Raw genomic sequence first — 22,915 nt, 5'->3', positions numbered from 1 at the left:
ACTGAAAAACAAAACCAAAGGAAATGGAACAAAACATGGTAGCCTGGTTTGAGATCCCTGTTACCGACATGGAACGGGCTAAAAAGTTTTATGAAGCAGTTTTTAAGGTAAATATTGCTGTTCACCAGATGAATGAACTGCAGATGGGATGGTTCCCTTCAGCAGAAGGGAAAAGCGGGGCTTCCGGGACGCTCATCCGGCATCCGGACTGGTATTTTCCCAGTGAGACCATGGGGCCCCTGCTCTATTTTTCTTCGGAAGATGTAAGCAATGAATTAGGCCGGGTAGAGCAGGCCGGCGGGAAAATTGTTGTGGATAAAAGGCAAATCAGCCCCGAGCATGGCTTTATGGGGGTGTTTATCGACTCTGAAGGCAACCGCATTGCCCTGAATTCTGCCAAATAAACGGTCTAATCTGCGAGTTCCAGTAAAGCTATCTCATAATCGTTATCCAGGGTCACCTTGCCTCCGGAAACGGTAACCGAGGTACCCGAATACGTGTCGTACAGGAGCGTTCCGTCGCCGAAAAACCCCTTTACCCAGAGCGATTTCTTTCCTTTTGGAAGGTCCAGGCCTACAACTACCTTATCCCTGAACTCCTCGTCTGTCAGAGAACGGCTGAACACATAAGGTTTTCGGGATAACCGCTTGTGTTTTCCGGCTCCCACGGCCGGATGGTTACTCCTGAACTGACCCAGTTTTTGCCAGTGCTCCAGAATTTCCCGTGTCCGGGGCAGGCTGTCTATCTCCTCCCAGTTCATAAAGGAGCGCAGGGTTGCGTCCCCCTGGGTGCCCTCAATTACAAGAGACCGGGCCGATTCATCCCCGTAATAGACCTGAGAGGTTCCCGGGCTTAACAGCAGTACATTGGCCGCCCGAAAGGGTTTTGCCCGCTCCTTGTCAAAAGGGCTGCCGTCATCATGAGAAGTCAGGTAATTCAGCACACCCTTCCCTTTTAGCTTGGAATGCAGCAAACTGCTGTACTTGGAAAAGATGCTCTCGTAGTCCTTATTGGCGTCTGTCTTCAGTTCAAAATTAATCAGGCTGTGAAACCCGTGGTCAAAATAATCTACCTTTTTGTCCCCAAAGTCGTAAAGGCGCCCGCCTGAGGCCCCATAGTTATATACTTCCCCAACCATATAAAAAGGATTGTCATCCAGGACCTTATCGGGGTTTCTCTTTTTCCAGGCCTCAAATGCAAAGGCTGCTTCCTTATACAATTCGGCCCACGCCTTTTCATCGGCATGCTTAACGGTATCTACGCGGAAGCCGTCAATTCCCAGGTCATTTACATAATCCGTAAGCCACTTGATGATGTAAAACCTTGGCGCCCTGGGATAACCAGTCCTGTCAAAAAAGCTCTGTAATTCGTCCAATTCAATGCTCAGGCGGCCTTCAGATTTCCATTTGGCCAGCAGCGCATCCGGGATTTCCACCGCGGCATCCGATTCGGTATAGATATCGGGTAAGTTTTCGACCAGAGTACAGGCAGTGGTGGTTTCGTAATCGGAAAAGGTACAGGTGGGTTCCAGTCGGACCCAATCTTCAGGCCATGCAGGATCTGCTTCGGTAACCGGGCCGGTGTGGTTTAGGACCACATCCATCAGGATACGTATACCCTTTTGGTGCGCTGTCTGAACCAGGGTTTCAAGCTCCTTGCGGGTTCCGAAATTCGGGTCGAGGGCAGTCCAGTCTTTTGCCCAGTAACCGTGGTATGCGTAGGTGTTGCCCGTGCCCTCATCTGTGTCTGCGTGGACCTGTTCCACCACAGGGGTGAACCATATGGCGTTAATCCCCAAATCCGTAAAATACCCCGCTTCGATTTTTGCCGTTATTCCTGCCAGATCCCCGCCCATAAAACCTCTTAAAACACCGGTGTCGTTGGATCGGTCGTAATTCAGGTCGTTTTCCGGATTGGCGTTGTAAAACCGATCTGTAAGCAGGAAATAAACGTTGGCACCCTCCCAGTAAAAAGGGGTGGCCGAAGCCAGGTCTTCTGTGGGTGCTGTTTCAGGTTGTATTGTTTTTTCTTGGGTTTCGGCTTTGGGTTTACAGGCCAGGAAAAGAAAGCTGAGCAGCAGGAAGGGCCACAGTTTGTTCATCAGACGGGTTTTGGCCTAAAACTAAAAAATGCAGGGGTAAATAGAAAATTTATTTTTGGCGATTCAGCACTTTGTATTCCTCATAGCAACTGCTTAACGCATCCAGTATCTGCAGGTCGTTCGCCGTGCGGATAAAGGAACTCGAATAATTGCAGTTGGTCAGGATATCTTCTATATCCACTTTTTCCAGTTGCAACAACTCCATAAGTGTTTCCCGGTCGAATTTCGAAGCCAGCAGGTCCCGAATCTGGTCGTCTTCTTTCATTTGCCTGAGTTTCCGCATCTGCCGGGGCTGTTTCCCAAATAAATTACGAAGCAGATCTGCCGGATTCAGTATAGCCCCCAGAACCTTGGTAACCGCAGAGGGGCTTTTGCTGCCCGCTTCATAGCTTACCGGCAGGCCGGAGATACTGTACTGGTAGGCCGTATTTATCGGCAGGTTTTTTACGTCGATTTCCAAAAAACCGGTTAGCTGATAGGGCTGGACAATAACTTCTTCCAGGGCGTAGGCCAGTTCCGTCAGTGAGATCTTGGTGTCGCTGAAGCGGAACATATCATTGGTCACCCTTATTTTCTGCGATTTAAACCCCAGATAAGAGAAATACAGGGTGTCGTTTACGGCAGCCCGGATGGAAAATTCCCCCTTGGCATTGGTGATGGTCCCTATTACCTGATTGAGGTTGACAACGTGTACGCTCTCGAGCGGGGTCTGCGTCTGCGCATTCAGTACAACAGCGCTGAAAACCCCTTCAGGGGAATCATTGCCCGTCTCCTGCCCATGCAGGCCCAGGGTTGAAAATCCAACTAAAATGCTCAGCAAAACATACTTCATACTCCCATCCTGAAAATGATTTACGAAGAAAACAAAAAAATAAGGGGATTACCAATTTTTAGGATAGGCTTAACTAATAATATCCTGCCTTCCGTGAAGCCGGCTTCCCGCTTTTTTTACCTTTCTTTTTTCCGGATTTGCCTTTATGGGAAAACTTGCCTTTCCCGGATTTCTTCCCCCCACGGCCTTTGCTGGAACGGCCTCCGCCTCCCTTGCCGTAAGGATTGCTTGAGATTTCAACATGCACTCTTCGCCCCTGGAATTCCAGCTCCTTGAAGGTCTCTAACACCAATGGTGCCAGGCTGGAATCGGTATTGAAAAAGGAAAAAGTGTCTTTGGTATCTACCTTGTAGACATCTTCTTTCCCCAGGTTAAGGGTTGCTTTAAGGAGGTCCTTGAGGCTCATCCAGTCCAGGCCGTCCTTTTCCCCTATGTTTATAAAAAAGCGGGTAGAGCCATCAGAGTCATTTCTGGCTGCGTTCCCCTGTGGTTCTCCTGCTGCACTCAGATCCCTGGTTTTGCTGTAGAAATCATAAAACCTGCTGAATTCCACAGAGACCATTTTTTGAATGAGCGTTTCCCGGTCCAGGTCTTCAAATACGTCCTGAATAGCCGGAAGGTAGCCTTTGATCTCCGGGTTTACATCTGTATTCCGGATTTTATTGGCCAGGTGGTACAGTTGGATTTCGCAAATCTCCATCCCCTCGGGAAGGGATTTTTTTTCGAAAGACTGACCGATTATTTTTTCAATACTGCGGATACGCCGCTCTTCCGAACGGGTCAGAATAACCATGGAAACGCCAGATTTCCCGGCTCTTCCGGTACGACCACTCCGGTGGGTATAGGTTTCGGTCTCGTCTGGCAACTGGTAGTGTATCACATGGGTTACATCGTCTACATCAATACCCCGGGCAGCCACATCTGTGGCAACCAAAAGTTGTAACTGGTTCTTGCGGAATGCCGTCATCACCAGATCGCGCTGGTTCTGACTCAGGTCCCCGTGCAGGGCCCCTGCATTGTAACCGTCTTCTATTAATTTTTCGGCTACCTTTTGCGTATCCCTTTTGGTCCGGCAAAATATGACGGAAAAAATATCGGGATTGGCGTCTGCCAGCCTTCTCAGGGCAGCATAACGATCCCGTCCTCCGACGGTGTAGTATTCGTGACGCACAGAATCAATGGCCGTATTTTTGGCCCCTACCGTAATTTCTACCGGCTGGTTCATAAATTTTTTGGCAATCTGCGCAACTTCCCTTGGCATGGTTGCCGAAAACAACCAGGTAGATTTATCCTTCGGGGTGTTGGAAAGGATGTCTTTGATATCCTCAAAGAATCCCATATTGAGCATTTCATCTGCCTCATCCAGTACGCAATACTCGATCTTGGTGATATCTATCATCCCCCTGCCGATCATATCCTTTATGCGTCCGGGAGTGGCCACGATTATCTGCGAGCCCTTTTTGATCTGCCGGGCCTGGTCAGTTATGCTGGCACCTCCGTAAACGGCCGTAACACTCAGGCCTTTTACATATTTGGAATACAATTTCAGTTCATTGGTAATCTGCAGGCAGAGTTCCCGGGTGGGGGAGAGGATCAACCCCTGGGTTGTGCGGCTGTCCGCATTAATTTTTTGGATTAGCGGGAAGCCAAAGGCCGCCGTTTTTCCAGTACCGGTTTGCGCCAGGGCTACCAGGTCAGTTTCCCGTTCAAGTAAAACCGGGATGGTTTGTTCCTGGATCTGCGAGGGTTTTTCGAACCCCATATCCTGTACGGCGTCCAAAAGGGGCTTGTTTAGCCCTAAAGAATCAAATGTTGTCATAGTTTAATTTAAGTGAAATAATCGCGAAGTAGGATGTTGCGTTCGCGTTTATTCCCCCTAAATTTTTGGGACACACGGCAACACTTGCTATACCAGCCGACTAATAAGGGCGCAAAGATACTTTTAATTCCCGAACAATCTGCTTTTTAAGGAATTATTGACAAAAAGAATAGAAATTCAGAGTGCCCGGGGATCACTCCCTTTATACAATTGTTTTCAAAAAGGCATACAGGCTTTCAAAAGCCCGACCCCTGTGACTGATGCGGTTCTTTTCAGCCAGGGATAGCTCCGCAAAGGTTTCACGGTATCCCTCCGGCCGGAAGACCGGGTCATAGCCAAAGCCCCCGCTTCCTTCGGGCTTATTTGTTATCCATCCGGTAACCCGACCTTCAAAGGTTCTGTAGGTTTCGCCCATTACCAGCGTTATAACGGTCCTGAACTGAGCCCTCCGGTCAGTGACTCCCTGTAATTGTTGCAGGAGTTTCTGCATATTTTTTTCAGCATCTGCTGTTTCTCCGGCATACCGGGCTGAATAAACTCCAGGAGCCCCGTTGAGCGCTTCAACTTCCAGGCCGGTATCGTCTGCAAAACAATCCAGGCCGTAGGTATGCTTTACATAGGCCGCTTTTATCCGTGAGTTCCCTTCCAGGGTTTCCGCAGTTTCGGCTATAGGCTCGTGGCATCCAATATCGCTGAGTGAGCGCAGCAGGAAGTTTTCGGGGAGCATTTGCTGCACTTCTGCAAACTTATGTTTGTTGTGCGTGGCAAAAACCAATTCTTTCATGGGTATTTTTTCTTAGTCGGCTATAGAGCCTCAAAAATACTACTTTTATAGCCCTAAACTGACTTATGAAGAAACTGGAACTCGCCCTGCCCCCGGTAGTGGTTTTTTTGATTTTTGGAGGGGCCATGTATTTGCTGGACCTGATACTGCCATTTGGAGAATTCGATTTTTTTGGTCGCAAAACCCTTAAGAGGGTACTTGCCGGATTGGCATTGCTGATCGGGTGTATGGCTGTACTGGCCTTTTTGTTCAAAAAGACTTCTTCCAACCCCATGCAGCCGGATAAGGCCAGTACCCTGGTGGTTTCCGGAATTTACAATTATAGCCGCAACCCGATGTATCTGGCTTTGCTGCTGGTACTGCTGGCCTGGGGAATTCACCTGGGCAATGCCTTTAACACGCTGCTGGCTGCAGCTTTTGTAGGGTATATGAACCGCTTCCAGATCGTTCCGGAAGAAAGGGCGCTTGCAGAAAAATTCGGATCGGAATACAAGCGGTATTGCAGCCTGGTACGCCGATGGTTTTGATTGGCTCTTTCCTTAATATTTCAAAATATTAGGTATTTTACTAATAAAGTAATATATTAGCTTTTAAACTAATATTATGATAGCTATACTTACCGGGGATGTCATCAATTCGGCTGGCCATCCCCCTGAAAGCTGGCTGGTCGATCTCAAATCTCTGTTAGGAAGTCTTGGAAGTAATCCGGAAGACTGGGAAATTTATAGGGGTGATGAGTTTCAGGTCCGCATGAACGTATCAAAGGCTCTGGAAACCGCCATCTGTATAAAGGCACAGCTCAAATGCAGGAAAGGGATGGATGTACGAATTGGCATTGGATTGGGAGCAGAATCGTACCGGGCTCCAAAAGTAAGTGAATCCAACGGCCCGGCATACCAGGCATCGGGCGGGGTTTTTGATCGCCTCAGGGATGAAAAGCTGCACTTACAGCTTTCCAGCGGAAATGCTGCGGCAGACACCGGTATGAACCTGATCCTGAAATTGGCGTCACACTTCATGGATGACTGGAGCCCCGTTTCAGCGGAGGCCGTTCTAAAAGTATTGCAATCCCCCGGGGTCTCCCAGGAACAGATGGCCTGCGAACTCGGGATACAGCAATCGGCCGTGAGCCAGCGCTTAAGCAGGGCGCGCCTGGACCTCCTGGAAGAATTGTTATCCTATTACACTGATCAATACCTAAAATCCATACGATGATATTTTTAAAACTCCTGCTGGCGCACCTTATCGGAGATTTTATCCTGCAAACCAATAAGGGAGTAGTACATAAAGAAGCTAACAGGGCCGCTTCCTGGTATTTATACCTGCACCTGCTCATCCACTTCGGGCTGCCGCTACTATTGCTCTGGGACCTGAGTTACTGGAAACTGGCCCTGGTATTGGCTCTTTCCCATGGGGTTATAGATCTGATTACCCTCTATACCCGGCACTGGTACAAATTCAAAAGCTTTCCTTTTTTCCTGGACCAGGCAGCCCATCTGCTCGTATTGTTCGCATTGGCTTCCTATCCGGATACCCGGCAGGCATTTTTGCGTTTAGTGGAAAATCTGGACTGGCCCCTGATAACCGGCCTTGTTTTTGTAACCTACCCCGCGGCCATCATAATGACCAAAATTCTGGAGGGATTTTCCGAAAGGATCCCTACAGACCATAAATCGCTGCCAAATGCCGGAAAATATATCGGGATCATCGAAAGGCTGCTCGTATTCCTCTTTATTTTACTGGACCGCTGGGAGGCTATTGGCCTGTTGATTGCAGCAAAGTCCGTCTTTCGTTTCAACGATCTGAAAGAAAGCAATAATCGAAAGTGGACCGAATACATACTCATTGGAACGCTGCTGAGTTTCGGCCTGGCTATTCTGGCCGGCCTCGCTGTGCGTTTTGTCTGCTGACGGTTCGATCGCTTTTGCACAATTCTCAATAGATAGGCCTTCATAGCTACAAAAATTCAAAGGAAGGTCGCCACATTTAACGGGAATCTTTTTTCGGCCTGTAGCTCTGGAGGCCTTTCAAATTCTTTTTATCTTCACAGCCTGTTATAGAAAAGATATCAGTTGTGGGCAGGAAATACGTTTTTGATTTTGACAGTACCCTAACCCAGGTGGAAGCCCTGGATATCCTGGCCGAAATCAGCCTGCGCGACCGGGCAGACAGGGATGAAATAATCCGGGAGATTCAGGAGATAACCAATCTTGGGATCGATGGGGATATCTCCTTTACGGAATCTCTGGAGAGGCGCATCAAACTGCTCAATGCCACACGGGAAGACCTGCAGGAACTCATAGCTGAATTAAAAAACCGTATCTCCCGTTCCATCAGCAGTAACAAGGAGTTTTTCCAGAAGTATGCCTCCGATATTTACGTGATATCCTGTGGCTTTAAAGAATTTATAGATCCGATCGTACAGGCCTATGATATCCCGGCAGAACGGGTTTACGCCAACAATTTCGAGTTTGATGAAAACGGGAAGATAGTTGGTTTCGACACTGCGAATGTGCTGGCTTCGCACAATGGCAAAATTGCCTGCCTGAAGGCCCTGGACCTGCCCGGCGAAGTACAGGTTATCGGGGATGGCTACAGCGATTATGTAATGCGTGAGGCGGGGATCGCCCATAAATTTTTTGCATATACGGAAAATGTCCACCGCCAGAAGGCAGCTGCACATGCCGACCATATTACACCGAACCTGGATGAATTTTTATACATAAACGATTTGCCAAGAAACCTCTCGTATCCCAAGAACCGAATTAAAATATTGCTGTTGGAGAATGTACATCCGGCAGCTTTTGAGAACCTGTCCGAAGACGGGTTCTCAGTGGAATTGATAAAACACAGCCTTTCAGAGCAGGAACTTATTGAAAAAATCAAAGGGGTGCATGTACTGGGGATCCGCTCGAAAACCCGCGTGACCAAAAAAGTACTGGATGCAGCAAATAAATTGCTGGTGGTAGGTGCTTTTTGCATCGGGACCACGCAGATTGAACTTGAATATGCCAAGCAGAAAGGGGTGGTGGTTTTTAATGCGCCCTACAGCAATACCCGTTCGGTCGTAGAACTGGCCATAGGGGAAATCATCATGCTGATGCGGAGCATATTTCCAAGAAGTACTGAATTGCACAACGGCCAATGGAATAAAACGGCTGCGAATTCTAAAGAAATAAGAGGCAAGAACCTTGGAATAGTCGGTTACGGGAATATCGGAAAGCAACTCTCCGTTTTGGCGGAAGCCATGGGGATGCGCGTATACTACTACGATATTAACGACAGGCTCGCGCTGGGGAATGCCACCAAATGCGATACTTTGGAAGACTTACTGAATGTATCCGATGTGGTTACCCTTCATGTGGATGACAACCCTGCCAACAAAAATTTCATCAGCACCAGGGAAATAAACCAAATGCGCAGGGGAGCCTATCTCATTAATCTGTCAAGGGGCTTTGTTGTAGATATAGCGGCCCTGGACGCTGCGCTTAAAGATGGAAAACTCTCGGGGGCCGCCATCGATGTGTACCCGGAAGAACCTGCAGCCAACGGCCCCTTTGAAACCCTGCTCAGCACGCATCAAAATGTGATCTTAACCCCTCATATTGGAGGGAGTACTGAAGAGGCACAACGGGATATTGCGGATTTCGTCCCCAATAAGATCATGGAGTATATCAATTCAGGCAGCACAGTAGATGCTGTGAATTTCCCTAATATCCGCCTGCCCAAGCAGCAGAATGCCCATCGATTTCTGCATATCCACAAGAATGTGCCGGGAATTATGGCTCATATCAACCAGGTATTGGCAAATTATGATATGAATATTACAGGGCAGTATCTCTCCACAGACAGCGAGGTGGGCTACGTGATCTCCGACCTGGACAAGGACTATAACAAGGAGGTGATTAAAGCCCTTAAAGGGATTGAGCACACCATCAAGTTCCGGGTCCTCTATTAATAGATAGTCTTTTCAGGCACTGTTTTAATGTATATCCCTCCCCGGGCGTGGGTGGTATGCCAATGGCTTAATCATTGTGGTAGGGGTCACCTTTCAGAATGCTGAAGGCCCTGTAGAGCTGCTCTACTGCAATCATACGGACCTGTTGATGGTTAAAAGTCATTTTGGAAAGGCTGATAAGGTCATGGGCCTTTTCCCGTATTTCGTCTGTAAACCCATAGGCTCCGCCGATGACCACTAACAGTCGCTTGGGGCCGGAGTTCATGCTTTTCTGAATATGCCGTGCAAACCCCCTGGAGCTGAATTGTTTTCCTTTCTCATCCAAAAGCCAAAGCCGGTCTCCGGGAAGTAATTGCTTCTCCAGCTGCGCACCCTCTTTTTCTTTTAATTTAGCCTGATCCATACCCCCGGCGCCTTTGATATCCGGGAGGTAAATGATTTCGAAGGGGATATAGCGCTTAAGCCGTTGCGCGTATAAATCTATGAGCTGCTGCAAGGCCGGCGAATCAGTTTTTCCTGTTGCGAGTAGTACAATTTTCACAGGGTAAAAGTAAGATATCCATTGAACTTCTGCTCATGGGATGCATGTTTCCCGGGAATTTGTTAGGACAAAGGGTCTGGGTCTGCAGTCTTCTGAACTTTCCGCAAACTATTTACTACTTTAGCAGTACAATAAAATTGCATGATTTCAGCCGCTAAATTTCAGGAAGAATTAGAGTTGATAATAGCCAATGCCCTTCGCGAAGATATAGGGGATGGTGACCACAGCTCCCTGGCCTGTATTCCGGCTTCTGCCCGTGGAAAAGCCCGTCTTCTGGTAAAGGATGAAGGGCTTTTGGCCGGAGTCGATTTTGCCCGGCAGGTTTTTGAGAAAGTGGATCCTTCCATGGAAATGGAGGTGCTGATGCAAGATGGCAGTCCGGTTACTTACGGAGACACGGCCTTCTACATCAGCGGCTCTTCCAGGAATATTCTGCAGGCCGAAAGATTGGTCCTCAATGCCATGCAACGGATGAGTGCCATTGCCACCAAGACATCGAAATACGCCAAACTACTGGAAGGAACCGGTACTAAAATCCTGGATACCCGGAAAACCACGCCGGGGATCAGGGCCCTTGAAAAATGGGCCGTAAAAATCGGTGGGGGCGAAAATCATCGATTTGCCCTTTATGATATGATCATGCTCAAAGACAACCATATCGATTTTGCCGGGGGTATTACCCAGGCCATACTGCAGACAAAGGACTATCTCAAAAAACATTCAAAAAACCTCAAAATTATTGTCGAAGCCCGGAATTTGGATGAGGTATCGGAAATTCTAAGCTCAGAAGGCATCTACCGTATCCTCCTGGATAATTTCAATTACGAGGATACCCGCAAGGCGGTAGAACTTATAGCGGGCCGCTGCCAGAGCGAATCTTCCGGAGGGATCAATGAAAAAACACTGCGGAAATATGCAGAATGCGGGGTTGATTATATTTCCAGCGGGGCCCTGACCCATTCCGTATCCAATATGGACTTTAGTTTAAAGGCGGTTTAGATGGCGAATAACCGGGCTGAAAAACTTGAAAGAATCCCTCTTGTACGCTGGCTGGTGTTTGTACTTAAAAGAGTACGCCTCAAGGCATTTGAGGGCCTCTCCCTTTTTGACCTGACGGTTATGTACACCCGTGGGATCATTCGCGGGGCGCTTTCCACCCGGGCAAGCGCCATTGCATTCAGCCTGTTTATGGCCCTTTTCCCGCTGGTGCTGTTTTTGCTGACACTGGTCCCTTTTGTTATTCCGTTTGTGAGCGTGGGGAACAGCGATTTTGACACACAGTTTTTGAGTTTTCTGGAGTCTTTCCTGCCTACGGCCACAGGCGAATATTTTACTGAAATCTATCAACAGTTAAAGGATCAGAAAAGAGGAGGCCTTTTGTCTTCCACCTTCCTGATTTCCATTTTTCTGATGGCCAATGGCGTAAATTCAATTTTCAGTGGCTTTGAGACCAGTTATCACATAGAACTCACCCGGAATTTCTTCAAGCAATACGCCTACGCATTAATGGTGGGCCTGATCCTGTCCCTGCTGCTCATTCTCGGGGCAGTGGTCTATGTGTATTTCGAATTTTACGTATTGGGGTACCTCTCCAATTTCACGGCAAAGACCAGCGGTGTGGTTCTGGATGAAGGTGAAATTTTAGGGGCTCAGATCGGGAAAGTGCTGTTTTTTATATTGCTCACGTATTTTACAACGGCAATCCTCTATTATTTTGGGACAAGGGAGGGCAAAAGTGCCCGCTTTTTTTCCTACGGGGCCCTGATGACCACCCTGCTGATCCTGCTCACCTCCTACCTGTTTGGAATATATATAGATGAATTTGCAACCTATAATGAACTTTACGGGGCCCTGGGAGGTCTGTTGATCCTCATGGTCTATATTTGGCTGAACAGCAATATTCTGCTGCTTGGCTTTGAGTTAAATGCCACTTTAAATTATCTCCGAAAAAATCTTGAAAAGAATGAATAAAAGGTCTGTGCTCAGTATTATAATCTGCTTGTTGCCCTTGTTAGCCTGTAGCCAGAGTGTTACAGGTTTCTGGAAGACAATTGACGACAGGACAGGGAAGCCCAAGGCCCTTGTGGAGGTTTATACCAAGGAAAATAAGCTTTATGGGAAAGTCCGTAAGATTCTGGAGGAGGGAAAAGCGGATGCCCGCTGCGAAAAATGTGATGGGAAGCGCAAAGACAAGCCCATTGTGGGGATGACCATCATTACCGGATTAGATAAGTCCGGCAACCATGAATGGAGGGGAAAGTATTTGTTTGATCCTGAACAGGGGATGACCTTTCGCGCCAAAATCTGGTGGGACCCGGACAACCCTCAGCAATTAAAGGTTCGCGGATACCTGGCCTTCTTATATCGGACTCAGACCTGGGTCAGGGCCGAAAACCAATAGCTATGGGTTATTTTGTCGATGTCTTGCTTCCCATTCCGCTCGAAAGGAATTTTACTTATTCCGTAAACGCTGAGGAAAAGCAACTGCTCGAACCGGGAATGCGCATAGCGGTCCCCTTTGGAAAATCCAAATTGTATACAGGGATTGTCCTGGAAGTACACCAGCGGGCTCCTGAGGCCTACGAGGCAAAAGAAATTTACCGCATCCTGGATGAGAGCCCTTTGGTATCTGCTGCGCAATTGGAGCACTGGAATTGGATTGCCCATTATTATATGTGCACCCTGGGCGAGGTGTTCCGGTCAGCAGTTCCTTCTGTTTTTTTGCTGGAAAGTGAAACCAGGGTACGGAAAGGGGAGGCAGCAGAGGTTCGGCAAGAGCCCCTGAACGATTCTGAATACCTGATACTCGAAGCCCTGGACCACCAGGAAGTTTTATCGGTTACTGAAATTAGTGAGATCATCGACCGCAAACAGGTCTTGCCCCTTTTAAACCGCATGCTGGGGAGGGGGGCTATTCGAATGGAAGAACGCCTGCAGAAAGGTTATACTCCCAAAAGAGTAAGGTATCTGCGCCTCCATCCCGACTACAGGGAAGAATCATCCCTGCAGGCACTTCTGGATTCCATGAGTCGTGCGCCGGCCCAGAGCCGCCTTATTTTACAACTTTTCCAGCTGCAGCAGGGAAGGGAAAAACCTGTAAAAAGCAAAGAACTGGAAGAGCGGGCGCAAAGTTCCAGGTCCGTTGTCCGAACCTTGCTCGATAAAGACATACTACAGGAGTATTACCTTGAAGAAGACCGGGTCATTTTTGATGGAAGCGCACCCGGAAATGCCAATATCCAGCTCAATGAGGAGCAGCAGCAGGCTTTTGCTGTTATCCGGTCTGCATTTGCTACAGACCGGGTTACGCTCCTGCACGGGGTTACGGCTTCAGGGAAAACCGAGGTGTATATTGAATTGATCAGGGAATTCCTGCGTAAAGGGAAGCAGGTATTGTACCTGGTACCTGAAATCGCCCTGACCGCCCAGCTGACTTCTCGGCTGCAATTGGTTTTCGGGCAGCGGGTAGTGGTTTTTCATTCCAGGCAAAACCAGCAGGAAAGAGCTGAGATATGGTACCATGTAAGGCAGGCCGGGGAAAAGGCCTCCGTTATTCTTGGTGCCCGATCGGCGCTGTTCCTGCCTTTCAGTGAACTCGGGTTGGTCATTGTAGATGAGGAACATGAAAACACGTATAAACAGTTTGATCCTGCCCCGCGTTACCATGCCAGGGATGCAGCAATTGTACTGGCCAAAAGTGCGGGGGCGTCCGTTTTGCTGGGCTCTGCCACTCCCAGCATAGAAAGTTTCCATAATGCGCAAAATGGAAAATATGGTTACGCCCGCTTATCCAGGAGATACTCTGAGGTACTCTTGCCGGAAATGGAATTGGTGGACCTGGCCGTGCAGTACCGCAAAAAACGAATGACAGGCCATTTTTCGGAACGCTTGCTGGAGGAGATTCGCCTGGCCCTGCAGGCGCACCGGCAAATCATACTGTTCCAGAACCGCAGGGGTTTTGCCCCGGTAGTGGAGTGCAAAACCTGCGGGCATGCCCCGCAATGCCCTAACTGTGATGTTAGCCTGACGTTTCATCAAAGACGTAATGAATTGCGTTGTCATTACTGTGGCTTTCACAAAGCCCTGGATCCTGCCTGTGAGGCTTGTGGCAACCCAACCCTGGACACCAAAGGCCTCGGGACGGAACAGGTTGAAACCGAGCTTTCGGAGTTGTTTCCGGAGGCTAATTTGGCCCGTATGGACCTGGATACCACCCGGGGAAAATATGCTTATCAGCAGATCATTTCAGAGTTTGAGGCAGGCGAAATTGATATCCTGGTAGGGACGCAAATGCTGAGCAAAGGATTGGATTTCAGAAATGTAGCCCTTGTTGGGGTAATGAATGCTGACTCCCTTTTGAATTTTCCGCATTTCCGGGCGCACGAACGTTGTTTTCAATTGCTGACTCAGGTGGCGGGCCGCGCTGGCAGGACAGCCGAGCGGGGAAAGGTGATTATACAAACCTACAACCCCTACCATCAGATATTAAAGCAGATAGCAGCAGACGATTTCGAGGGCATGTTCAGGGATCAGCTCTATGAGCGGGAACAATTCCATTACCCTCCCGCTGTCCGGATAATCAAAATTACCTTCAGGCACAAAGAATACAACCGGGTAGGGGAGGGGGCAGCCTGGTTTGCAAAATTTATGCGACAGCTGTTCGGGGAGCAGGTTTTAGGTCCTGAATTCCCGCCCATAGCCCGAATCCGTAATCAGTACCATAAAAACATATTATTGAAGATTCCATCCGGACAATCCCTTTCACAAACAAAAAATAGCATTAAAAGAATTGAACGTTCCTTTAATGCTATTTCACAATACAGAAGTATTCGTGTGATCTATAATGTGGACTATATTTAATTAAACATTGCTCAGGGCCTCGGCCAGCTCGGTTTTTTTGTTCCGGCTCAGCGGTATAGAGCGCCCGCTCACTTCAACGTTCTTACTGTTGAATTTCTCAATCTTCTCCAGATTAACGATATAGGATTTGTGAATCCGCAAGAATTTCTCCGATGGCAATTGTTTCTCGAAAGCCTTCATTGTAGAAAGGATCACGATATTGGCTTCATCGGTTACTAATTTGATGTAGTCTCCGAGGGCTTCAATCCACTTAATGTCATTCAGGATTACTTTCCTTTTCTTCAGATTGCTCTTTACAAAGATATGCTCCTCATCCTCGGTAACCTTGTGCATTTGCTCGTACTTGGATACCGCCCGTTTTACGGAGGCATCAAAGCGCGCCATTGTAATGGGCTTGTGCAAATAATCGGTTACATCATAATCAAAAGCCTTGAGTGCATAATCCGGCTTTCCGGTGATCAGAATTACCTGTGGCGGGTTCTCAAGGGACTCCAAAAGGTCGAATCCGTTGATTATTGGCATTTCCACATCCAGAAAAATCAGATCAATTTCGTTGTTCTTGATGCCGTTTTTGGCCTCAATAGCGTTGCTGTACTCCGCAACGAGGGCTAAATTCGGATGATTGTTCACCAACTTTGCAACTGCCATACGCTGCATTGATGAGTCATCAACGACGATACTTCTTAATTTCATAAATGGTTGATTTGTGGGGTTAAATCATCGACAAATTACATAAAATACACGCTTAAGTGCAACAAAAGTTGTAAACATTGCACGGAAAACTGTACGATTGACAATGACCATAGTTTAAATTTTGGGTTTTAGGTTAAGCTTGAAATTTTAAGATTCTTCTACCTATAACGAAGTTTTTTTCTATTTCTTGTAAATGCTTGGAAGAATTCTTACTTTTGCGCTCCTTTTAAATAATTTAATTATATGAACCATTACGAAACTGTTTTCATTTTAAATCCCGTTCTGTCTGAGACCCAGATAGAGGAAACAGTGAAGAAATTTGAAGATTTCTTGACAAAAAATGGCGCCAAAATGGTGTCTAAAGAAAATTGGGGCCTGAAAAAACTGGCATACCCGATTCAGCACAAAAAAAGTGGTTTTTACCATCTTTTTGAATTCACCGCTCCCGGGGAGGTTTTAACTCCTTACGAGCAGGAATTTAAACGCGATGAGCGCATTATGCGTTTTTTGACCGTAAAACTGGACAAGCACGCCATTGAGTGGGCGGAAAAAAGACGAACAAAATTAAAAGCTAAAGCGTAAGGATATGGCCACTTTACAACAACAGGCAAAAGGTAAGAAGGATGGGGAGATACGGTATCTGACCCCATTGAACATCGAAACCAGCAAGCAAAAGAAATATTGCCGGTTCAAGAAATCAGGCATTAAGTATATTGATTACAAGGATCCGGATTTTCTGATGAAACTGGTTAATGAACAAGGGAAAATTCTTCCCCGCCGGCTTACCGGTACTTCATTAAAATACCAGCGAAAAGTTGCTCAGGCAATCAAAAGGGCACGCCACCTGGCGCTAATGCCGTATGTAGGAGATCTATTAAAATAAAGTCAGAGGGATCATGGAATTAATACTTAAGCAAGACGTTGAGAACCTTGGTTTCAAGGACGATTTGGTAACTGTAAAAAACGGTTACGGGCGCAACTATCTCATCCCTCAGGGAAAAGCAGTACTGGCTACACCTTCAGCAAAGAAGGTATTGGCCGAGAACCTGAGACAAAAGGCGCATAAAGAAAAGCAGGCAATTGAAGAGGCCGAAAAGCTTTCAGAATCCCTGAAGGCGCTGGAGATCAAAATCCCGGCAAAGGTTGGCGAAGCAGATAAATTATTTGGTTCGGTTACCAATATCGACCTGGCCGCTGCCCTTGAGAAGGAAGGCCACTCAATTGACAAGAAATATATCAGTATCAAAGGAGGCGCTATTAAGAGGGCCGGACCCTACGAGGCTGAAATTCGTCTGCACCGCGAGGTACAGCTTGAATTCCCCTTTGAGGTGATTGGAGAGAAGAAATAGTTCTCAAAGCATTAACTGTAAGTCCACTCTGCCAGCCGGGAGAGTGGATTTTTTTATATCCGGAGATTTTATGAAATACACAAGGTTGAGCAAAGAGCAACTGGAAGAGTTGCACCCGGAATTCATCAATTTCCTGGCCACCCAATCCATAACAGGCAGTGAATGGGAGGCCATTAAAAGGGATAAACCCCAAGTTGCGGAGGAGGAAATAGACATTTTTTCGGATCTCATTTGGGAAGGAGTGCTGGCCAAAGTAGCCTATCTCGAAAATATCAGTGCCCAGCACATGCATTTGTTTGAAACGGCCGAAAAGGAAATCAGGCTCATTTCAGTAAAAGTGATGAACCCGAATATCGACCTGCAAACCCAGGAAGGGTTTTCCTGGTTCCGTAAAAACTGGCAGTCTGACTTTGTTGAATATTTGACGGCTTCCAGGGCGTATACCGCAGACCCCAGTAAAGATAAGTTTGATCTGATACAGCAGGGGGCTGTGATCACAAAGGGGGAGTTGTTCCGCTGGTTTGATCAAATCATTCAAAACTAAGCCGGAGGTTTACCGAGCCTAAAACGGCTTTCGCTTATATTTGCATCACTGAAACGCATTATGGGACAGAAACCATCCATACCAAAGGGTACGCGCGATTTTTCTCCGGCAGAAGTCAGCCGTCGCAATTATATTATCAGCATTATCCGGCAGCAATTTGAACAGTTTGGCTTTCAGCCGATTGAAACCCCCTCCTTTGAAAACTACGATACCCTGACGGGGAAATACGGGGAGGAAGGAGACCGCTTGATTTTTAAGATTCTGAATTCAGGGGATTACCTGAAAAAGGTCAATCCTGAAGACTACGCCCAAAAGGACATTCAAAAACTGACGCCTCAGTTAAGTGAGAAAGCCCTGCGCTACGACCTTACGGTGCCTTTTGCCCGTTATGTGGTGATGCACCAGAACGAAATTGACTTCCCCTTCAAACGCTACCAGATCCAGCCCGTATGGCGGGCCGACCGGCCTCAGAAAGGCCGCTTCCGGGAATTTTACCAATGCGATGCCGATGTGGTGGGCACCGCCGGCCTGTTACAGGAACTGGAATTCATACAATTATATGACCGGGTATTCTCTGACCTGGGGTTGCAGGGGGTTACCATAAAACTGAACCACCGCAAAGTGTTGTCGGGAATTGCAGAACTTATAGGAGCCTCTGACAAACTGGTAGATTTTACGGTCGCCCTGGACAAACTGGACAAGATCGGACAGGAGAAGGTAAAAGCTGAAATGCTGGAAAAAGGTATTTCAGCTCAAGCTATTGAACAAGCCGCGCCTCTTTTTGATTTAAATGATGCGGCAGAACCCCTTTCTGCCCTGGAAGACCTGCTGAAAAATTCGGTAACTGGAAGTGAAGGCGTTGCTGAGCTCAAATACCTGCTGGCCCAGACAGCTTCCCTGGGGCTGCAAAGTACCCGCCTGCAGCTGGATGTGACCCTTGCCCGGGGCCTGAATTACTACACCGGGACTATTTTTGAAGTTTCCGCGCCACAGGGGGTGGATATGGGTTCCATAGGAGGAGGGGGACGTTATGATGACCTCACCGGGATATTTGGCCTTAATGACGTTAGCGGAGTAGGTATTTCATTTGGTCTGGACCGGATTTACCTGGTACTGGAACAGCTGGGTTTATTCCCTGAACAACTGGATCAGGCCCTGGATGTATTCTTTGTGAATTTTGGTAAAAAGGAAGGCGAAGCTGCCTTAAAGCTCCTTATGCAAGTTCGAAGTAAAGGGGTTCGGGCCGATATTTATCCCACGGATACCAAGGTGGGCAAGCAATTTAAATATGCTGACAAGCGAGATATTCCCCTGGTTGTCCTTATTGGGGAAGAAGAATTGCAATCCGGCGAATTTACCGTGCGCAATATGCGAAATGGAAGTCAGACCAATTACCGGCTGGACAAATGGGAGGAATTTACTGCAACCCTAAAGCATTGACCTTATTTGCTTGATCACGCTGCCGTAATAGGATCGCTCGTGGGGTACGTAGGCCTGGCTCATTGAAAGGCCCCATACCTTATCTGCAAAAGCGATAAGCGATTCCCAACGGACTTCTGCAACTTCCGATGCCTGCAATTGAAAAGCCTCAACCGGGAGATCGAGACGGCTCAGATAGCAATGGTGAAACTCACAATCACGGATACCGTTTGAATGTTCTTGTACGGATTTGAAGATCCGGTAAAAATAAAGATCTGCAATATGCATTTCCAGGCCCAGCTCTTCCTTGGCCTCCCTTAGTGCAGCTTCTTCTATGGCTTCCCCTGCAGCCACATGGCCGGCAACGGAAACATCCCATAAACCCGGGAAGGTTTTTTTGGTCTCAGAGCGTTTTTGGAGCAAGACCTGCCCGCGGCCGTTATATATCCATATATGTACTGTAGGATGAAAGAGTCCTTTTAAGTGCGCCTCAGATTTCAGGGTGCTTTTTCCTGTCGGAGTGCCGTTCTTATTCCAGATGTCGATCCGTTCGTCCATGGGATAGCGGTTTGCACATCAGTCAAAATAACTGAAGGTTTCCCCCTCCTTAATGGTCAGCAGTGTTTCGTAAATCAGTCGGATTACATTGGCCACGTCTTCCCGGTGTACCGTTTCCACAGTAGTATGCATGTAGCGCAAAGGAAGGGAAATCAGTGCGGAGGCAACTCCTCCGTTGCTATAGGCGAAGGCATCGGTATCCGTTCCGGTACTTCTGGAGGCCGCCATCCGCTGAAAGGGTATTTTCTTTGTTTCGGCAGTTTCCAGGATGCGTTCCCGCAATTTATTCTGAACGGCCGGAGCATAAGAAATCACCGGGCCGGCCCCGATCTCAGTTTTACCCTCTTTCTTCTGGTCGATCATGGGGGTGGTGGTATCGTGACAAACATCCGTAATTATGGCTGCATTCGGACGGATGCGCTGGGTGATCATTTCAGCTCCTCTCAGACCAATTTCTTCCTGTACGGAATTGGTAATGTATAAGCCGAAAGGGAGTTTCTTTTTGTTTTCATGCAACAGCCTGGCCACCTGTGCGATCATAAAGCCACCTGCCCGGTTGTCAATTGCCCGGCAGACAAATTTATCCTTATTCAGGATGTGAAAAGTATCGGGGTAGGTGATAACACACCCCACATGCACCCCTAATTTTTCTACCTCCTCTTTATCCTTTGCTCCGACATCTATGAAAATATTTTCAATTTTCGGAGGTTCCTCTTTGGATTTGTCACGGGTGTGGATGGCGGGCCACCCAAAGATACCCTTAACGATCCCTTTTTTGGTATGGATGTCTACCCATTTGGAAGGGGCGATCTGGTGGTCACTTCCCCCGTTGCGAATCACATAGATAAGGCCGTTGTCTGTGATGTAGTTAACATACCATGAAATTTCGTCAGAATGCCCTTCAATAACCACTTTGTACGGGGCATCCGGGTTAATCACCCCCACGGCCGTCCCATAGGTATCCGTAATAAAAGTATCCACATAGGGCTTCAGGTAATTCATCCAGATTTTCTGGCCTTCCCATTCGTAGCCGGTAGGGGAGGCATTATTCAGGTATTTTTCAAAAAATTCAAGCGATTCAGCATTCAGGATGGATTCGATTTTCATAGGAATGTGTTTGCTGCAAACTTACTAATATTCACGTTTATTTAATAGAAAGACATGCCCTTTATATGTACTTTTGACCCGGCTTATGAGAGAACTGAAAATTCCAAACCTGCTTTGGGGTATTACCCTGTTAGGACTCCCTTTGTCTGCCCTGGCACAAATTCCGGAGGAGCCCATTGATTCGCTTACCGAAAAACTCATCATCATTGAAGGTGATTCCATCTTTAAAAGCTCCATTGAGCTGGATGAGGTGTATATTTTCGGGAAACTGCAATTTGACAGCTATAAGGATAAGCTGCGGTATTATATACTCAGGCGAAAGACCCTTAAAGTATATCCGTATGCAAAGCTGGCCTCCGAGAGATTGGTTTCGCTGAACGAGCGTCTTTCAAAGATTAAATCCAAGCGTAAGCGGAAGCGATATACCAAGGTGGTGCAGCGTTACATTGAAGAGGAGTTTTCGGCCGAATTGAAGAAGCTTACCCGCACAGAGGGGCAGATCCTGGTAAAACTGATTTACCGGCAAACAGGGGTAACGGCATTTGATCTGGTGAAAGAATTGCGGAGCGGCTGGCGGGCCTTTTGGTATCAGACCACTGCAAAGATGTTCAAGATCAGCATCAAGGAGGAATATCATCCCGAAAGCATTCATGAAGATTATCTAATTGAAGACATACTGCAGCGCGCTTTTGCTTCCGGACAACTGCAGCGGCAGGCCTCCGTACTGGAATATGATTTTGCCGCACTCACTAATAAATGGAAGCAGGTAAAAAAGACTGGGGAATAGTTGCAGCTGTATATTTTTTTTCGTAAATTTTAGGTCCTTTTTTTGAGGTGTTATGCAGCAATTTTCTAGTTATAAGCACATTAGGATTTTGCTTCAAAAAAAAGAAAAAAATAACCTCAGATATTAGTTGTTTTTCAAAAAAACCATTTTATATTTGCACCCGCTTTTGAGGCGAACTTTAAGAGGTTCGTTTGAGGGGGCGAAGAGAGTAAGAGAAAGTTCATTGACATATTGACAGACAGCGTACGCTTTTTTTTTGGGTTTTGGTTTTGACAGACCGGGGCTTATATGAGGAAAGCATTTTGTACAAATAAACAACATCCGTCAAGGAATTATATAACAACCTGGACCGAGTTGGGAGGACTGTTTCTGGTGAGATATTTTGGTATTGCATTTTATTGATAAGTACAATATTTAAGAATCTACGATGAAGAGTTTGATCCTGGCTCAGGATGAACGCTAGCGGCAGGCCTAACACATGCAAGTCGAACGGTAACAGGGAAAAGCTTGCTTTTCCGCTGACGAGTGGCGCACGGGTGCGTAACGCGTATGGAACCTACCCTTTACAGGGGGATAGCCCGGAGAAATCCGGATTAATACCCCATAGTACTACTTTAAGGCATCTTATTAGTAGTTAAAGTTTTTAACGGTAGAGGATGGCCATGCGTCCTATTAGCTAGATGGTGAGGTAACGGCTCACCATTGCTACGATAGGTAGGGGCCCTGAGAGGGGGATCCCCCACACTGGTACTGAGACACGGACCAGACTCCTACGGGAGGCAGCAGTGAGGAATATTGGACAATGGTCGAGAGACTGATCCAGCCATGCCGCGTGCAGGAAGACGGCCCTACGGGTTGTAAACTGCTTTTATACGGGAAGAATAATACCCACGTGTGGGTAGATGACGGTACCGTAAGAATAAGGACCGGCTAACTCCGTGCCAGCAGCCGCGGTAATACGGAGGGTCCGAGCGTTATCCGGAATCATTGGGTTTAAAGGGTCCGCAGGCGGGCTAATAAGTCAGGGGTGAAAGTTTGCGGCTCAACCGTAAAATTGCCTTTGATACTGTTAGTCTTGAGTTGTGGTGAAGTGGCCGGAATATGTGGTGTAGCGGTGAAATGCATAGATATCACATAGAACACCGATTGCGAAGGCAGGTCACTAACCACACACTGACGCTGATGGACGAAAGCGTGGGGAGCGAACGGGATTAGATACCCCGGTAGTCCACGCCGTAAACGATGGATACTAGCTGTCGGGACTTCGGTCTCGGCGGCCAAGCGAAAGTGATAAGTATCCCACCTGGGGAGTACGTTCGCAAGAATGAAACTCAAAGGAATTGACGGGGGCCCGCACAAGCGGTGGAGCATGTGGTTTAATTCGATGATACGCGAGGAACCTTACCAGGGCTTAAATGTAGTGGGACAGGTCCAGAGATGGACCCTTCTTCGGACTCATTACAAGGTGCTGCATGGTTGTCGTCAGCTCGTGCCGTGAGGTGTCAGGTTAAGTCCTATAACGAGCGCAACCCCTACCGTTAGTTGCCAGCATGTAAAGATGGG

23 protein-coding genes and 1 rRNA gene (1 of these 24 only partly in view) are annotated in these 22,915 nt (G+C 47.5%); 16 read left to right on the top strand and 8 right to left on the bottom strand.

Annotated elements, in window-relative coordinates:
• Positions 1-23 precede the first annotated feature (23 nt).
• Positions 24-404 carry a VOC family protein gene (locus ACT6NV_RS00255; RefSeq protein WP_445385281.1) on the top strand — a complete coding sequence of 127 codons (381 nt, stop codon included), beginning with the start codon at positions 24-26 and terminating at the stop codon, positions 402-404.
• Positions 405-409: 5 nt separating this feature from the next.
• Here ACT6NV_RS00255 and ACT6NV_RS00250 read toward each other — a convergent pair whose 3' ends face one another.
• From ACT6NV_RS00250 to ACT6NV_RS00235, 4 genes are all read right to left on the bottom strand, one after another.
• Entirely contained in the window at positions 410-2,101 is a 1,692-nt protein-coding gene (locus ACT6NV_RS00250) for an alpha-amylase family glycosyl hydrolase (RefSeq protein WP_445385280.1), read from the bottom strand.
• 49 nt (positions 2,102-2,150) lie between these two features.
• A complete protein-coding gene (locus tag ACT6NV_RS00245) occupies positions 2,151-2,933 on the bottom strand; it encodes a carboxypeptidase-like regulatory domain-containing protein (protein ID WP_445385279.1) in 783 nt (260 codons plus the stop codon).
• Positions 2,934-3,006: 73 nt separating this feature from the next.
• Positions 3,007-4,752, bottom strand: a complete 1,746-nt coding sequence (locus ACT6NV_RS00240) for a DEAD/DEAH box helicase (protein WP_445385278.1) — start codon at positions 4,750-4,752, stop codon at positions 3,007-3,009.
• A gap of 202 nt (positions 4,753-4,954) precedes the next feature.
• On the bottom strand, positions 4,955-5,536 hold the full coding sequence (locus ACT6NV_RS00235) for a non-canonical purine NTP diphosphatase (protein ID WP_445385277.1): 582 nt from the start codon (positions 5,534-5,536) through the stop codon (positions 4,955-4,957).
• Between the two features lie 74 nt (positions 5,537-5,610).
• Between ACT6NV_RS00235 and ACT6NV_RS00230 the strand changes: the two genes are divergently transcribed.
• The 4 genes from ACT6NV_RS00230 to serA all read left to right on the top strand — a co-directional run bounded on the left by ACT6NV_RS00230 (position 5,611) and on the right by serA (position 9,494).
• Positions 5,611-6,063: a methyltransferase family protein gene (locus ACT6NV_RS00230; protein ID WP_445386649.1), complete on the top strand. Its 453-nt coding sequence runs from the start codon at positions 5,611-5,613 to the stop codon at positions 6,061-6,063.
• Positions 6,064-6,139: 76 nt separating this feature from the next.
• Positions 6,140-6,751: a hypothetical protein gene (locus tag ACT6NV_RS00225; protein WP_445385276.1), complete on the top strand. Its 612-nt coding sequence runs from the start codon at positions 6,140-6,142 to the stop codon at positions 6,749-6,751.
• Positions 6,748-7,446 (top strand): DUF3307 domain-containing protein, encoded by a 699-nt coding sequence (locus ACT6NV_RS00220; protein WP_445385275.1) that lies wholly within the window; start codon positions 6,748-6,750, stop codon positions 7,444-7,446. Before ACT6NV_RS00225 ends, ACT6NV_RS00220 begins: the two co-directional genes overlap by 4 nt.
• Positions 7,447-7,601: 155 nt before the next feature.
• Positions 7,602-9,494 carry a phosphoglycerate dehydrogenase gene (gene serA, locus ACT6NV_RS00215; protein WP_445386648.1) on the top strand — a complete coding sequence of 631 codons (1,893 nt, stop codon included), beginning with the start codon at positions 7,602-7,604 and terminating at the stop codon, positions 9,492-9,494.
• Between the two features lie 67 nt (positions 9,495-9,561).
• Here the strand turns inward: serA and ACT6NV_RS00210 are convergent, their stop codons facing one another.
• The gene (locus ACT6NV_RS00210) at positions 9,562-10,035 is read right to left on the bottom strand and encodes a 23S rRNA (pseudouridine(1915)-N(3))-methyltransferase RlmH (RefSeq protein WP_445385274.1); all 474 of its coding nucleotides are present in this window, start codon (positions 10,033-10,035) and stop codon (positions 9,562-9,564) included.
• Positions 10,036-10,176: 141 nt separating this feature from the next.
• On the opposite strand from ACT6NV_RS00210, the gene nadC reads away from it, so the two are divergent.
• The 4 genes from nadC to priA are packed head-to-tail and all read left to right on the top strand — an operon-like array spanning position 10,177 to position 14,895.
• Positions 10,177-11,034, top strand: coding sequence for a carboxylating nicotinate-nucleotide diphosphorylase (nadC, locus tag ACT6NV_RS00205; RefSeq protein WP_445385273.1), 858 nt, complete (start codon positions 10,177-10,179; stop codon positions 11,032-11,034).
• Complete coding sequence (locus ACT6NV_RS00200) at positions 11,035-12,006, top strand: YihY/virulence factor BrkB family protein (RefSeq protein ID WP_445385272.1); 972 nt, start codon at positions 11,035-11,037, stop codon at positions 12,004-12,006.
• The gene (locus ACT6NV_RS00195; protein ID WP_445385271.1) at positions 11,999-12,436 is read left to right on the top strand and encodes a DUF2147 domain-containing protein; all 438 of its coding nucleotides are present in this window, start codon (positions 11,999-12,001) and stop codon (positions 12,434-12,436) included. The genes ACT6NV_RS00200 and ACT6NV_RS00195 overlap by 8 nt, the downstream gene beginning before the upstream one ends.
• A gap of 2 nt (positions 12,437-12,438) precedes the next feature.
• Complete coding sequence (gene priA / locus ACT6NV_RS00190; RefSeq protein ID WP_445385270.1) at positions 12,439-14,895, top strand: replication restart helicase PriA; 2,457 nt, start codon at positions 12,439-12,441, stop codon at positions 14,893-14,895.
• Here priA and ACT6NV_RS00185 read toward each other — a convergent pair whose 3' ends face one another.
• A complete protein-coding gene (locus ACT6NV_RS00185) occupies positions 14,896-15,588 on the bottom strand; it encodes a LytR/AlgR family response regulator transcription factor (protein WP_445385269.1) in 693 nt (230 codons plus the stop codon).
• A 243-nt stretch (positions 15,589-15,831) separates the two neighbouring features.
• Here ACT6NV_RS00185 and rpsF point away from each other — a divergent pair, with 243 nt between their 5' ends.
• The 5 genes from rpsF (at position 15,832) to hisS (ending at position 18,921) form a co-directional block, all read left to right on the top strand.
• Positions 15,832-16,170 (top strand): 30S ribosomal protein S6, encoded by a 339-nt coding sequence (gene rpsF / locus ACT6NV_RS00180; RefSeq protein ID WP_445382436.1) that lies wholly within the window; start codon positions 15,832-15,834, stop codon positions 16,168-16,170.
• A gap of 4 nt (positions 16,171-16,174) precedes the next feature.
• The gene (gene rpsR, locus ACT6NV_RS00175; protein ID WP_445382435.1) at positions 16,175-16,471 is read left to right on the top strand and encodes a 30S ribosomal protein S18; all 297 of its coding nucleotides are present in this window, start codon (positions 16,175-16,177) and stop codon (positions 16,469-16,471) included.
• A 13-nt stretch (positions 16,472-16,484) separates the two neighbouring features.
• Complete coding sequence (gene rplI, locus ACT6NV_RS00170; RefSeq protein WP_445385268.1) at positions 16,485-16,937, top strand: 50S ribosomal protein L9; 453 nt, start codon at positions 16,485-16,487, stop codon at positions 16,935-16,937.
• 70 nt (positions 16,938-17,007) lie between these two features.
• Positions 17,008-17,481 (top strand): DUF6495 family protein, encoded by a 474-nt coding sequence (locus tag ACT6NV_RS00165; protein WP_445385267.1) that lies wholly within the window; start codon positions 17,008-17,010, stop codon positions 17,479-17,481.
• Positions 17,482-17,541: 60 nt separating this feature from the next.
• Positions 17,542-18,921 carry a histidine--tRNA ligase gene (hisS, locus tag ACT6NV_RS00160; RefSeq protein WP_445385266.1) on the top strand — a complete coding sequence of 460 codons (1,380 nt, stop codon included), beginning with the start codon at positions 17,542-17,544 and terminating at the stop codon, positions 18,919-18,921.
• Here hisS and ACT6NV_RS00155 read toward each other — a convergent pair.
• Both ACT6NV_RS00155 and ACT6NV_RS00150 read right to left on the bottom strand, forming a co-directional pair.
• Complete coding sequence (locus tag ACT6NV_RS00155) at positions 18,910-19,458, bottom strand: NUDIX hydrolase (protein ID WP_445385265.1); 549 nt, start codon at positions 19,456-19,458, stop codon at positions 18,910-18,912. The genes hisS and ACT6NV_RS00155 overlap by 12 nt on opposite strands.
• 18 nt (positions 19,459-19,476) lie before the next feature.
• Positions 19,477-20,565 carry a M42 family metallopeptidase gene (locus ACT6NV_RS00150; protein ID WP_445385264.1) on the bottom strand — a complete coding sequence of 363 codons (1,089 nt, stop codon included), beginning with the start codon at positions 20,563-20,565 and terminating at the stop codon, positions 19,477-19,479.
• An 85-nt stretch (positions 20,566-20,650) separates the two neighbouring features.
• Here ACT6NV_RS00150 and ACT6NV_RS00145 point away from each other — a divergent pair, with 85 nt between their 5' ends.
• Positions 20,651-21,352 carry a DUF4294 domain-containing protein gene (locus ACT6NV_RS00145; protein ID WP_445385263.1) on the top strand — a complete coding sequence of 234 codons (702 nt, stop codon included), beginning with the start codon at positions 20,651-20,653 and terminating at the stop codon, positions 21,350-21,352.
• A gap of 424 nt (positions 21,353-21,776) precedes the next feature.
• Positions 21,777-22,915, top strand: a 16S ribosomal RNA gene (locus tag ACT6NV_RS00140) (it continues 389 nt past the right edge of the window).

Source organism: Robiginitalea insularis (assembly GCF_052497835.1).
This window is presented reverse-complemented; position numbering and strand designations above follow the sequence as displayed.